The sequence below is a fragment of the Filobacillus milosensis genome, from assembly GCF_004402015.1.
Classification (GTDB): Bacteria; Bacillota; Bacilli; order Bacillales; family Alkalibacillaceae; genus Filobacillus; species Filobacillus milosensis.
In genome coordinates this window covers 115,937-128,736 of the sequence record NZ_SOPW01000002.1, presented here as the reverse complement: position 1 = coordinate 128,736, position 12,800 = coordinate 115,937, and the positions used below count along the sequence as shown (strand labels likewise).

Sequence of the window (12,800 nt, the reverse complement as noted above, 5' to 3'; positions counted from 1 at the left end):
CAATTATGGACTCTATAAAAATTGAAGAAGTTCAAAAATATATAGATGAATTTGCCAATCAACCCGTATATGTTCACTTAGAGACAACGAACGGGGCTTATGCCAGCCACTTCAACGCAAATGCATATAATGTTGGCGCTTATATCCGAAATGCTCATTTAACATATAAACAAGGAAAAATTGTTGAACATGATGACTCTTATCGTGTCGGCTTAAAACATGACATTGGTTGGATTTATGCAGAAGGTCTAACTGACTTTGAAGTGACTGATACCGGTCAATTATTAATTGCAGGACATGATCGAGAAGGCCGATTAATGGTGACACTTGAAATTAGCACCGAGCCATTTTCTTACTAAGGGGGTAACAGAATGAATTATAGTGATCATAAACATGTCGTCGTATTATATCCTCATCCAGATGACGAGTCATTTGGAGCAGCAGGTACAGTAACTAAATTTCGTGAAGCTGGAGTCCCCGTCACTTACCTTTGTGGGACGTTAGGTGAAATGGGTCGTAATATGGGGAGTCCATTTTTTGCTAACCGTGAAACCTTACCTGACATTCGAAAAAAGGAATTACAAGACGCATGTGAAGTATTAGATATGAACCTTGAAATGCTCGGCTATCGAGATAAAACGATGGAGTTTGAATCAAGAGATGAAATGGCTGAGCGATTTAAAAAATACATCGAAGACCTGGGAGCAACACTCGTTATTACGTTCTACCCTGGCTATGCTGTTCACCCGGACCATAATGCCATGGGTGCTGCTGCTTTTGAAGCCGTTAAGCGTATTGATCAAGAAAAACGTCCAACACTATGGGCGACTGCATTTTCAAATAATCACCGTGATAACTTAGGAAAGCCTAACGTTGTAGTGGACTTAATTGATTCATTTGATAAAAAACTTAATGCAATTAAATCACACCGTTCACAAGCAGAAGGTATGTTAAGTCAGTTATTAGCCAATAGTGAATCGGATAATGAATATGAAGCGGCTTTAGAGCGATTCCGTTATGAGGGCTTTTATGAGGTGGACGTGGATCAAGTTAATTATTAACTCCGTCTAGAGATGGAATTTTGTTTTGAGTTTTTCAGTCTAGTGATTGATGGCACACGTCTTAAATATTAGTAAAATAGAATTAAGATGTGAAAGAGGAGGCTCTTTTATGAGTGAAGAAAGAAACAAGATTTTGAAGTTGTTAGAAGAAGGACATTTAACAGCAGATGAAGCAGAAAAATTACTAGATGCACTAGATAATAAAAATGAAGCTAACCAAGACTCAAAAAAAGATAATCGCCAAAGCGAGTCATCAGAGAAAAACTCATTTCAAAATACAGTAAAAAAAGATTTCAAAAGCTTTACTGATGGATTAATGAATTTTATAGACGACACGATTCAACGTGTTAAAGAAGGCCCATTTGAATTTAGTTTTAATCATGTATCTGTTAAACGTAAATACGAATTTTCTTCAGAAGAAGTCAATCACCTGAATTTTGATCTAACGAATAGCAGCGTAGAATTTTTACCAGCTGAAGGTGAAACGGTTACTATTCAATGTAACGGTAAAGTTTACAAAGAAGACGATCAGGAAACTGCAGAAAAAATCTTTGATTCTTCTTTATCTGTCGGGATAACAAATGACAAGCTGCACATTGATCAGGAACAGAAGAATGTTTCAGCAGAATTGGTTATTCACATGCCTAAGAAGGTCTATGAGCAGGCCTACATTAAAACGGTAAATGGTTCAGTGAAATCACGCTCAGTTCAACTAAATGTTGCTCGAATTACAACTGTTAATGGCAGTGTTCGTTTAGGAGATTATGAAGGTGATATGTTATATGTGGAAGCGAAGCATGGTTCTATTAAATTGGATGATGTGAAAGTCTCCAAAGCTAAACTAGAAACGACTACAGGATCCATTTATTATGATGGTAAAGTAGACTATTTAGATGCTGACGTGACAACAGGTAGTGTAAGAGCCTATCTATACAATACTGACGCACAAAGAGTGGATTTAAAAACAGCAACTGGATCGACTCAACTGTATTTACCAAAAGATATTAAAGTGAAAGGTAATGCGAACACAAGTGTTGGAAGCATTGATGTTAACTTACCTGAAGTTGTTGTAAATAAAATGGATCAACACATGGTCAAGAAAATGGTGCATTTTTATAATGTAGCTGAAAACGAATCCGGCCTTGATGTTGATATAGAAACAAAAACGGGTAGTATAAGAATATATTCACTTTCGTAATAAAGGAGCTATTCTATGCTGAAAAAATGGTTAATATCAATTATTGTGAACACCGTTGCACTTATGGCAGTGGCAGAACTGTTTGATCGTTTTCATATTGATAGTGTCACCACCGCTATTCTGGCAAGTATCATTTTAGGTATCTTAAATGCTATTGTTAAACCAATCCTAGTCATTTTTACCTTACCAATAACTGTTCTAACATTAGGTCTGTTTTTATTTGTAATTAATGCCATCACACTTATGTTAACGCAGTGGATGTTAGGGGATGCCTTCGTGATTGATGGATTTGGTATAGCAATCATAGCAGCTATTATCATTGCCATCCTAAACACACTACTACAAAAGTTATTAAAACAAGTATTTGACTAAAGTTGACCTCTCGCTATCTTGCGGGAGGTTGTTTTTACGTTTTTTGCAACCATAAAATTAAAGTGTAATCATTTTTCATGATGACTTTCATTCAGATATGATATAGTTATGAATAATGTTACATATAAAGGAGAGATACGGATGATTAAAGTCCGTACTAAGGATTTAATCGAACGATTTGATTTAGAGTTAGTCGCCGGAAAAGACGGCGTTCATCGTGAAATAGTTACAAGTGATATCTCACGTCCTGGAATGGAGATGGCAGGGTATTTTACACATTATCCTAAAGAACGACTCCAATTAATGGGACGAACAGAGTTAATGTTTTTATACGATTTACAAGTAGATGAAATTAAAGACCGAATGGAGAAGCTATGTACGGATGTAACTCCTGGCATTGTAATTACCAGAGGGTTAGATGTGCCAAAAGCACTCATTGAAGCCGCAGACCATGCTGGCGTTCCGGTGATGCGCTCTCCATACAAAACGACACGAGTTATTAGTCGTTTAACGAACTTTTTAGAAACAAAATTCGCGCCTTCGACTGCATTGCATGGCGTACTAGTTGATGTTTATGGTGTTGGAGTCCTTATTACTGGTAAAAGTGGTATTGGTAAAAGCGAGACTGCGCTTGAACTTGTTAAACGAGGTCATCGACTGGTTGCAGATGATAATGTTGAGATTCGCCAGGAAGACTACGATACATTAATAGGAAACCCACCAAATCTGATTGAGCACTTACTTGAAATTCGTGGGTTAGGAATTATTAATGTGATGACGTTATTTGGGGCAGGTGCGGTTCGTAATTATAAACGAATTTCATTAGTTGTTAATCTAGAAACTTGGGATGAACATAAACTATATGACCGCCTGGGCTTAGATGAGGATACGATGCAGATTATCGATGTACATCTGCCGAAAGCTACCATACCTGTTCGACCTGGTCGAAACGTCTCGGTCATTATTGAAGTGGCAGCGATGAACTTTAGGCTTAAACGAATGGGAGTTAATACGGCTGAAGAATTTTCAGAACGTTTAAATTCGATGATTGGCGATGTAGACAAAAAAGAGATTGAATAAGGGGGACGATTTAAATGTACTGTAAGGCAGAACCTTATGATCGTGTGTTTATTGAATTAGGTCCATTTCCGGTCTATTGGTATGGATTTTTAATTATGTTAGGAGCATTAATCGCTTTATTGGTTGCTCAAAAGGAATCCAAGCGATTAGGGCTACATAAAGATTTCTTTATTGATTTACTAGTGTTTGCTATTCCAGCAGCCATCATTGGTGCAAGACTGTATTACGTTATTTTTCAATGGGAGCATTATGACTCGTTCTTAGAAATCATAGACATTCGTGAAGGTGGTTTAGCCATTCACGGAGCGCTTATTGCTTCAGTATTAGTGGCTTATATTTATGCAAAACGAAAAAATGTATCCTTCTGGAAAGTTGCAGATATTGCTGCGCCTAGTATTTTAATTGGTCAGATGCTAGGACGCTGGGGTAACTTTATGAACCAGGAGGCTTATGGTGGCCCGGTATCTGAATCGACATATCAAAATGTGTTGCAGTATCTACCGGATTGGATCATGAATCAGATGTGTGTCGATGGAGTATATCATCACCCAACATTTTTATATGAATCCATGTGGAGTTTACTTGGTATTGCATTGTTATTATTCCTACGATATAAAGTGAACCCAAGACGTGGTGTGATTTTCCTATCTTACGTCATGTGGTATTCATTCGGAAGATTTTTTATCGAGGCAATGCGTACGGACAGTTTATACATCGTTCCTGGACTACGAACGGCTCAGGTTATTTCTATTTTATTAATTCTTGGCAGTTTGATTGTTTTATATTATCGTCATAAAATAGGTTATGATGATGTGTTATATGATGGGACGTCATTAAAGAAAAATAATAAAAAGTCAAAGTTGAAAAAGAAGTAGTTTGAACGATAGGGGAGAACAAACGTGAAGGGAACTTTAAAAAGGGGACTGAATAGTGGTTTATCGTTAACTTGGACGTTAGGTAAAGTAATTTTTCCAATTACATTAATCGTATCTATTCTGCAATACACACCGGTTTTGCCGTTTGTGATAGATTGGTTAGAACCTTTGATGGGATTTTTAGGCTTGCCTGGTGAAGCGGCTGTACCGTTAGTATTAGGTAATGCGCTTAATCTGTATGCCGGGATCGGTGCGATTGTCAGTTTTGATTTTACAGTTAAAGAAGTATTCATTTTAGCTTTAATGCTTTCTTTTTCACACAATTTATTTATCGAATCGGCCGTTGCATCAAAAGTTGGCGTGAAGTTTTGGGTCATTATTGCGGTAAGAGTTGGTTTAGCCGTATTCTCTGCGATGATGATTAACCTGTTCTGGAGCGGTGGGCAGGAAATGGCTAAATACGGTCTGATTTCTAATGAAGGTGCTGCGCCAAATGGATGGATTGAAATCACGTTATCCGGTTTAGAAACAGCTGCGTTATCGATTGTTCAATTAGCAGCAATCGTCATTCCACTCATGATTATTATGCAGTGGTTGAAAGAGCATCATTGGATGGATTGGATGTCTAAGAAGCTAGCACCGTTTACTAAGATGTTAGGTGTAAAAGAGAATGCTTCGATGACATTAGTGGCTGGCCTGACGATTGGATTGGCTTATGGAGCAGGTGTTATGATTCAAGCGGTTAAAGAAGACAATGTATCCAAAAAAGATATGACTCTTGTGTTAATCTTCTTGGTCACATGTCACGCCGTCGTTGAAGATACCGTAGTTTTTATTCCATTAGGTATACCTGTTTGGCCATTATTGTTGATAAGATTAACGACAGCAATTATATTAACTGCTGCTATTGCTTATATTTGGAACCGAGCTGAAAAGAATAAAGAAAAAGGCATCAGAAAGGATACTGTTAGACATGAGCGTACGTACGATACTATTTGATTTAGATGGGACACTTATTGATACAAATGAATTGATTGTAGAATCTTTTAAACATACATTTCGTGAACATTTAAATGAAGACTACTCTACAGAAGACATTTTACAATTTATGGGACCGCCTTTGCGTGATTCTTTTGAAAAAGTTAATCCAGATGAAGTTGATGAAATGGTTCAAACATATAGAAAGCACAATCTTGCGAATCATGATTTATTTGTAACAAGCTATGATGGTGTATTTGAAACGATTCAGCAGTTACATGAGAAAGGCTATAAGATGGCGATTGTAACGACGAAAATTCGAGAAACTGCTCTTAAAGGATTAGCATTAACTCACTTAGACCAATTCTTTGATGTAGTCATTGGTTTAGATGATGTGAATCATGCCAAACCAGATCCAGAACCTGTATTAAAAGGGATGAAAGCACTGGGTGGCAAACCGGAATCAACCATTATGATTGGTGATAACTCTCACGATATTCACTCAGGAAAAAACGCTGGAACGAAAACTGCAGGTGTAGCGTGGTCTGCTAAAGGAAAAGATTTTATTGAATCATTAGAACCAGATTATGTATTAGATCATATTTCAGATTTATTAAAGATCGTTGAGGAGTGATCACATGCGCAAGACTGAGCGCTACCGTGTAACGTCGAACAATTCACTTTGGCAGATTTATAAAACCGTGCCATTTTTAAAAGTATGTAAGAATTTTATTTTTATCCAAATAGGACGTTATACACCATCATTAGCCGTAAAAAGTTGGTTATATAAGACCTTTTTACGAATGGAAATTGGTAAGCACACGGCGCTCGCGCTGATGGTCATGCCTGATGTGATGTTTCCTGAGAAAATTCATATAGGAAAAAACTCGATTATAGGATATAACACAACGATTTTAGCGCATGAGTATTTAATAGATGAATACCGTTTAGGTGATGTACGCATTGGTGATGAAGTGATGGTCGGTGCCAATTGTACGATTTTACCTGGAGTGACAATTGGTGACGGTGCTGTTATTTCAGCGGCAACGCTCGTCCATGAGGATGTACCGGCAGGAAGCTTTGTCGGTGGAAATCCTATGCGTGTCATCTATACAAAAGAAGAAATGGAGCAACGCCAGCTTCAACAGAAATAATTTTCATTACTCTCACGTATACTTCCAAGAGATGGACTGACATCAATGGTGGTATACGTTTTTTGTTTATTTGTTTAGTTTTCTAATTCGATGTTGTTGCTAAAAATATATTGATATGAAAGGTTGAGCGAAAGGCGGCGACTCTTGCGGGAACAGCACGAGCTGAAAATCACGCAAAACGAACGACAGTGAGTTTTGGGAAGTTGAAGCCGTGCCCGCGGAAAGCGTCCGCCTGTAGCGGACTACTAAATAAAATTGAATCTTAGTTTTGTTTGAACTAATCAAATGAGCGGGAATATACAAGTATCGGTTTTAGAGGAGGAATTGGAATGGAAAAATTTATGTTATCACTTGATCAGGGAACCACGAGTTCAAGAGCTATTCTGTTTAATAAGGATGGTCAAATTGTAGAAGTCGCTCAACAGGAATTCAAGCAATACTTCCCACAACCGGGTTGGGTTGAACATGATGCGAATGAAATTTGGACATCAACACAATATTGTATGACTGAAGTACTGCGAAAAGCAGATGTTGAACCGAATCAAATTGCGGGAATCGGAATTACGAATCAGCGTGAAACGACAGTCGTTTGGAATCGTCATACAGGTAGACCCATTCATAAAGCAATCGTTTGGCAATCGAGACAAACCGAGGACATTTGTAATGACTTAAAAGATAAAGGTTATGAAGATACATTTAGAAAAAAGACCGGATTACTCCTCGATCCCTATTTTTCAGGAACAAAAGTCAAGTGGATTTTAGAAAATGTGGATGGAGCACAAGAGCAAGCTAAAAATGGAGATTTAATGTTTGGAACAATTGATACCTGGTTAATTTATAAGCTGACAGGTGGCAAGGCGCATGTAACCGACTATTCAAATGCCTCGCGCACCCTTTTATATAACATTCACGAATTAAAGTGGGATGACGAATTACTTGAAATTTTAGGCGTTGATTCGAGCATGCTGCCAGACGTAAAGCCATCCTCTGAAGTTTATGGCCACACCGCTGAATATCAATTTCAAGGCTATCAAATTCCAATTGGAGGAGCGTGTGGTGACCAACAGGCAGCTTTGTTTGGTCAGGCATGTTTTGAAAAAGGTATGGCGAAAAACACGTACGGAACGGGCTGTTTCATGTTAATGAATACTGGAAGTGAAGCTGTTCAGTCAGAGAATGGGTTATTGACCACCTTGGCGTGGGGAATCGATGGCGAAGTCCACTATGCTTTAGAAGGCAGTATTTTTGTCGCTGGCTCTGCTATTCAATGGCTGAGAGACGGTTTAAGAATGTTCAAGTCTGCATCAGATAGCGAAGCTTACGCAAAAAGGGTTAAATCAACTGATGGTGTGTATGTTGTGCCTGCTTTTGTTGGTCTCGGAACACCTTACTGGGACAGTAAAGCTCGTGGTTCAGTATTCGGGTTAACTCGAGGGACGGAAAAAGAACATTTTGTTCGTGCCACACTTGAATCCTTAGCTTATCAAACAAAAGATGTCGTTAATGCGATGATTGAAGATGCTGAATTGAAGTTGAAAAAACTCCGCGTAGATGGTGGTGCGGTTCAAAACGACTTTTTAATGCAATTCCAGAGTGATATTTTAAATACAAAGGTTGAACGTCCAGTCATTAATGAAACAACTGCGTTAGGAGCAGCTTATTTAGCAGGACTTGCCGTAGGTTTCTGGGACAGCAAAGAAGAGATTGCGAATCAATGGAAGATTGATTATACTTTTGAACCGAACATGAGTGAAGAAGTTCGAGAAGAAAAATATGATGGATGGAAACGTGCCGTAAAAGCAACTCAAGCCTTTACATCTTAGAAAGGGTGCTTAGATGAATTTTTTAAATAATCAACTTCGTGAGATAAACAAAGAAGTTTTACAAAATCAATTTGATTTAATCGTCATTGGTGGAGGTATAACAGGTGCAGGTATTGCGCTTGATGCTGTGACTCGCGGCATGAGTGTGTTGTTGTTAGAAATGCAAGACATTGCTGCGGGTACATCTAGCCGATCGACTAAACTTGTTCATGGCGGTTTACGTTATTTGAAAAACTTCGAAGTCAAAATGGTCGCAGAAGTTGGCAAGGAACGCGAAATTGTTTATGAAAATGGTCCTCATGTGACAACACCTGAGTGGATGCTGCTGCCGCTTTATGAAAAAGGTTCATTCGGTTCGTTTTCGACTAATATCGGCCTTCGAGTTTACGACTACTTAGCGGGTGTAAAGAAAGACGAGCGTCGCCAAATGTTATCAGTAGAGGAGACTTTAGAAAAGGAACCTTTACTTAAAAAAGAAGGCTTGAAGGGAAGCGGCTATTATGTAGAGTATAAGACTGATGATGCGCGCTTAACATTGGAAGTGTTAAAAAAAGCAGTCGAAGAAGGGGCTGCGGCGTTTAATTACATGAAAGTTGAGCAGCTCTTATATCGAGATGGTAAAGTCATTGGTGTTAAGGCTAACGATTTATTATCTAATACTCAATACAATGTTTATGGGGAAACGGTCGTCAATGCAACTGGACCTTGGGTGGATCATATTCGTTCGATGGACCACACCAAGCACAATAAACACCTTTATCATACAAAGGGTGTTCATGTTGTTTTTGATCAAGCTAAGTTTCCGTTACAGCAGGCTGTATATTATGACACATCCGATGGCCGGATGGTTTTTGCCATACCTCGTGAAGGTAAAACCTATGTCGGGACTACGGATACAGAATTTACAGAGGAATTATCAACACCTACAATAACCAAAGACGATCGGGCTTATTTATTAGATACGATTCGAGATATGTTTCAGGGATTGGACTTAACTGAGGATGATATTGAATCTACTTGGGCTGGGATTCGCCCGCTCATTCATGAAGAAGGGAAGAGCCCATCTGAAATTTCACGTAAAGATGAAGTGTTCGTGTCTGACTCAGGTTTAATCTCAATCGCTGGTGGAAAGTTAACTGGTTATCGTAAAATGGCTGAACAAATTGTTGATCAGGTGAGTGATGTTTTATCTAATAAAACTGACCGAAGTTTTCCAGAATCACAGACCAAGCATTATCCGATAAGCGGAGCAAATGTAGGTGGTTCAAAAGGATTTAAAGCATTTAAAGCGATTGCTACAAACGAGGGTCAAGATAAAGGCATTCCTGATGAAGTTTTATCACAATGGATTGACCGTTACGGCTCAAATGTTCATCTTTTATTTAATGAATATGAACGAGTGAAAGTACTGGAGGATGAATTAGCTCCTGAAATTCATTCGGAACTTTTATATTCCATGATGCACGAACTCGTATACAAGCCAGTTGACTTTTTTATTAGACGAACAGGCGCATTATTTTTTGATATAAAATGGGTTGAAAAGTATAAAGAACCTGTTGTGAAGAAAATGAGTGAGTTTTTTGAATGGAATGATGAAGAAACAGACATTTATTATAAAGAGTTAGATATAGCGATAAAACAAGCGAAGGAACCAACCCCACAGGCTTAAATCTGTGGGGTTTTATTATGGTTGCTTTTTCCAAAAACAGGAGTATTGGACACTAAATTACACAAATCGGACACTAATTTTTCTGTATTGGACACTAACGAGGAGTATTGGCCACTAATTCTTTCGAATCGGCCACTAATCGAAAATTTCTACAATCTATGACAACATTAAACACCCATCGATAACATTCTACAAATATGCTATACTTTATAAGTTAGGAAATCGTTATGTAGGAGGCCTTTATGCAAACATCAGAGTCAAAGATTATTCCATATCGTCATGATGGTGACTTTTATTTTACATATGGTGTTAAAGCGTTTAAGGAAAAACGTTTTGATCGAGCGGAGAAGTGGATGTTAAAAGCGTTGGATGTACATCCGAAGAATGCTTTATACTTATCGCAACTATCTGTATTATATACGGAAATTGGACAATACCATCGTGCGAATGATCAATTGCAAAAAGTTATCGATCTTCATGGAGAAGATTATGCTGATTGTTATTATTTATTAGCAAACAACTATGCGCATTTAGGTCTATTTTATGAAGCTAAAAAATATGCTGAAAAGTACCTTGAACACCATGAAGATGGGGAGTTCAAGGGTGAAGTTCAAGAGTTATTAACGATGTTAAATCAATTATCAGCTGATGAAGATGCTGAGGATGATTTAGAGTTAGATGACATGGATGAGATCATTATTTATCAAGAGACAGCTTTTTACCATTTAGAGCATGAAGAATGGGATGAGGCATTAGAGGTCCTCGAAGAAATGATGACTTTATATCCTGAGTATCTTCCTGCTAAACACGAGTATGCTTACGCTTTATTTCGCAGTGGTGACCAAGAAGAGGCAATTACACTTGAAGAAGCTTGGTTAGATCAAGATTTTAATAATCTACACAGTCGATTGAATTTAACATATTTTTATTATACAACTGGAAAAAACAAGGAATTCCAAGAATTGTTACCATCTTTAAATAATGTATATCCAACTTACGAACCGCAGAAGTTAAAGTTAGCGATTACCTTAGCTCGTGTAGGTGAATATGAGGCTGCCCTAAACCGTTTTAAACTAATTAATCGTCATCAAGTCTCGAACTATATGAGTTATTTTTATTGGTACTCTAAAGTATTAGACAAAAATAATTTTCACGAGACCAGTAAAAAGATTTGGAAACAAGGGATTCAAAAGCATCCTGTTCTTGATTCGTTTAGATAAGCAGAAGATTTGTCGCTATCGCATTAATTTAATATGATATAGAAAGAACGAATGATTAAAGGAGTTGAAAGTATGACAGAGGAACGTATTTACGATGTCATCATTGCCGGTGCTGGTCCTGCTGGATTAACCGCAGCAGTCTATACCTCTCGTGCTGATTTAGACACGCTAATGTTAGAACGAGGTGTACCTGGTGGGCAAATGGTGAACACTGAAGATGTTGAAAACTATCCAGGATTCGATCATATTCTTGGTCCGGATTTATCTAATAAAATGTTTGAACACTCTCAGAAATTTGGCGCAGAATATGCGTTTGGTGATATTAAAGAAATTAAGGACGGTAAAGAATATAAAACCGTTATTGCAGGAGAGAAAGAATACAAAGCTCGTGCCGTTATTTTAGCGACAGGTGCCGAGTATAAAAAATTAGGTATTCCTGGTGAAGAAGAATACGGTGGACGCGGTGTATCTTACTGTGCTGTTTGTGACGGTGCATTCTTCCGCGATAAAGATATTTTCGTCGTAGGTGGGGGAGACTCTGCTGTAGAAGAAGGCGTGTATCTAACCCGTTTTGCGAATAAAGTAACAATTATTCACCGTCGTGAGGAATTACGTGCACAGAAGATTTTACAGCAACGTGCTTTTGATAATGAGAAAATTGATTTCATTTGGAATACGGAAATGAAAGAAATTAAGGAAAAAGACGGCAAAGTAGGTAGTGCTGTACTTTATAATAATGAGACTGGTGAAACGACAGAAGAGCCAATCGAAGGTGTATTTATTTACATCGGAATGCTTCCATTAAATCAGGCTTTCACTGACTTAGGCATCACAACAGATGAAGGTTATGTAAAGACTGATGAAAACATGGCAACAAATGTACCAGGGATTTTTGCAGCAGGCGATATTCGTGATAAAGAACTTCGCCAAATTGTAACTGCAACTGGTGATGGAAGTATCGCTGCTCAGTCAGCTCAACATTATATTGAAGAACTACTAGAAGAATTAAAGGTGGAAAGTTAAAAACGTAACTCCATTTTAACCCTGTTGTAACACGGATGAAACATTTATCTAGTAGAATGGGTGTTAATTAATTGACCCCCTTTATTAACTATAGATTAGTTAACGCGCAGGTAGCCATTCTACCTGTGTTTTTTTTGTTTAATTTTAAATGGATGGGGCGCTATCCGCGACTTAGGTTGATCAATCCGCCAGATTTACAGGTCAATCCGCTAGTTCCTACCACCAATCCGCGAGATTAGAGGTTCTATCCGCTAAATCAGGTCATCAATCCGCGAGATAGAGTAGGCTATCCGCTAAATCACAAGAGCTATCCGCCAATCTAAAGTTTGAGTATAAAATAATTACTG

General features: G+C 38.0%; 13 protein-coding genes. All 13 read left to right on the top strand.

Annotation, left to right across the window (positions count from 1 at the left end):
* The first annotated feature begins 5 nt into the window (after positions 1-5).
* Positions 6-359 carry a YojF family protein gene (locus E3U55_RS02320; protein ID WP_134338714.1) on the top strand — a complete coding sequence of 118 codons (354 nt, stop codon included), beginning with the start codon at positions 6-8 and terminating at the stop codon, positions 357-359.
* Between the two features lie 12 nt (positions 360-371).
* Positions 372-1,061, top strand: coding sequence for a bacillithiol biosynthesis deacetylase BshB2 (bshB2, locus tag E3U55_RS02315; RefSeq protein ID WP_134338713.1), 690 nt, complete (start codon positions 372-374; stop codon positions 1,059-1,061).
* 109 nt (positions 1,062-1,170) lie between these two features.
* Positions 1,171-2,259 carry a DUF4097 family beta strand repeat-containing protein gene (locus tag E3U55_RS02310; RefSeq protein WP_194840792.1) on the top strand — a complete coding sequence of 363 codons (1,089 nt, stop codon included), beginning with the start codon at positions 1,171-1,173 and terminating at the stop codon, positions 2,257-2,259.
* A gap of 15 nt (positions 2,260-2,274) precedes the next feature.
* Positions 2,275-2,631 (top strand): phage holin family protein, encoded by a 357-nt coding sequence (locus E3U55_RS02305; protein ID WP_134338711.1) that lies wholly within the window; start codon positions 2,275-2,277, stop codon positions 2,629-2,631.
* A gap of 141 nt (positions 2,632-2,772) precedes the next feature.
* Positions 2,773-3,711: an HPr(Ser) kinase/phosphatase gene (hprK, locus tag E3U55_RS02300; protein WP_134338710.1), complete on the top strand. Its 939-nt coding sequence runs from the start codon at positions 2,773-2,775 to the stop codon at positions 3,709-3,711.
* Positions 3,712-3,725: 14 nt separating this feature from the next.
* Positions 3,726-4,586, top strand: a complete 861-nt coding sequence (lgt, locus tag E3U55_RS02295) for a prolipoprotein diacylglyceryl transferase (RefSeq protein ID WP_134338709.1) — start codon at positions 3,726-3,728, stop codon at positions 4,584-4,586.
* A gap of 24 nt (positions 4,587-4,610) precedes the next feature.
* Entirely contained in the window at positions 4,611-5,585 is a 975-nt protein-coding gene (locus E3U55_RS02290) for a nucleoside recognition domain-containing protein (RefSeq protein WP_134338708.1), read from the top strand.
* Entirely contained in the window at positions 5,560-6,198 is a 639-nt protein-coding gene (gene ppaX, locus E3U55_RS02285; protein ID WP_134338707.1) for a pyrophosphatase PpaX, read from the top strand. The genes E3U55_RS02290 and ppaX overlap by 26 nt, the downstream gene beginning before the upstream one ends.
* Before the next feature lie 4 nt (positions 6,199-6,202).
* Positions 6,203-6,718 carry an acyltransferase gene (locus E3U55_RS02280; RefSeq protein WP_134338706.1) on the top strand — a complete coding sequence of 172 codons (516 nt, stop codon included), beginning with the start codon at positions 6,203-6,205 and terminating at the stop codon, positions 6,716-6,718.
* Positions 6,719-7,047: 329 nt separating this feature from the next.
* Positions 7,048-8,541: a glycerol kinase GlpK gene (gene glpK / locus E3U55_RS02275; RefSeq protein WP_134338705.1), complete on the top strand. Its 1,494-nt coding sequence runs from the start codon at positions 7,048-7,050 to the stop codon at positions 8,539-8,541.
* A gap of 13 nt (positions 8,542-8,554) precedes the next feature.
* Entirely contained in the window at positions 8,555-10,210 is a 1,656-nt protein-coding gene (locus E3U55_RS02270; protein ID WP_134338704.1) for a glycerol-3-phosphate dehydrogenase/oxidase, read from the top strand.
* Positions 10,211-10,452: 242 nt separating this feature from the next.
* Complete coding sequence (locus E3U55_RS02265; RefSeq protein ID WP_134338703.1) at positions 10,453-11,430, top strand: tetratricopeptide repeat protein; 978 nt, start codon at positions 10,453-10,455, stop codon at positions 11,428-11,430.
* Between the two features lie 72 nt (positions 11,431-11,502).
* Positions 11,503-12,453, top strand: a complete 951-nt coding sequence (gene trxB / locus E3U55_RS02260; protein WP_134338702.1) for a thioredoxin-disulfide reductase — start codon at positions 11,503-11,505, stop codon at positions 12,451-12,453.
* Positions 12,454-12,800: the final 347 nt, after the last annotated feature.

Excerpts from the sequence above, each read along its gene's own strand:
- hprK (WP_134338710.1), top strand. The coding sequence starts at position 2,773 with ATGATTAAAGTCCGTACTAAGGATTTAATCGAACGATTTGATTTAGAG.
- E3U55_RS02305 (WP_134338711.1), top strand. The coding sequence starts at position 2,275 with ATGCTGAAAAAATGGTTAATATCAATTATTGTGAACACCGTTGCACTT.
- E3U55_RS02265 (WP_134338703.1), top strand. The coding sequence starts at position 10,453 with ATGCAAACATCAGAGTCAAAGATTATTCCATATCGTCATGATGGTGAC.
- E3U55_RS02320 (WP_134338714.1), top strand. The coding sequence starts at position 6 with ATGGACTCTATAAAAATTGAAGAAGTTCAAAAATATATAGATGAATTT.
- glpK (WP_134338705.1), top strand. The coding sequence starts at position 7,048 with ATGGAAAAATTTATGTTATCACTTGATCAGGGAACCACGAGTTCAAGA.
- lgt (WP_134338709.1), top strand. The coding sequence starts at position 3,726 with ATGTACTGTAAGGCAGAACCTTATGATCGTGTGTTTATTGAATTAGGT.
- trxB (WP_134338702.1), top strand. The coding sequence starts at position 11,503 with ATGACAGAGGAACGTATTTACGATGTCATCATTGCCGGTGCTGGTCCT.
- E3U55_RS02280 (WP_134338706.1), top strand. The coding sequence starts at position 6,203 with ATGCGCAAGACTGAGCGCTACCGTGTAACGTCGAACAATTCACTTTGG.
- E3U55_RS02270 (WP_134338704.1), top strand. The coding sequence starts at position 8,555 with ATGAATTTTTTAAATAATCAACTTCGTGAGATAAACAAAGAAGTTTTA.
- bshB2 (WP_134338713.1), top strand. The coding sequence starts at position 372 with ATGAATTATAGTGATCATAAACATGTCGTCGTATTATATCCTCATCCA.
- E3U55_RS02310 (WP_194840792.1), top strand. The coding sequence starts at position 1,171 with ATGAGTGAAGAAAGAAACAAGATTTTGAAGTTGTTAGAAGAAGGACAT.
- ppaX (WP_134338707.1), top strand. The coding sequence starts at position 5,560 with ATGAGCGTACGTACGATACTATTTGATTTAGATGGGACACTTATTGAT.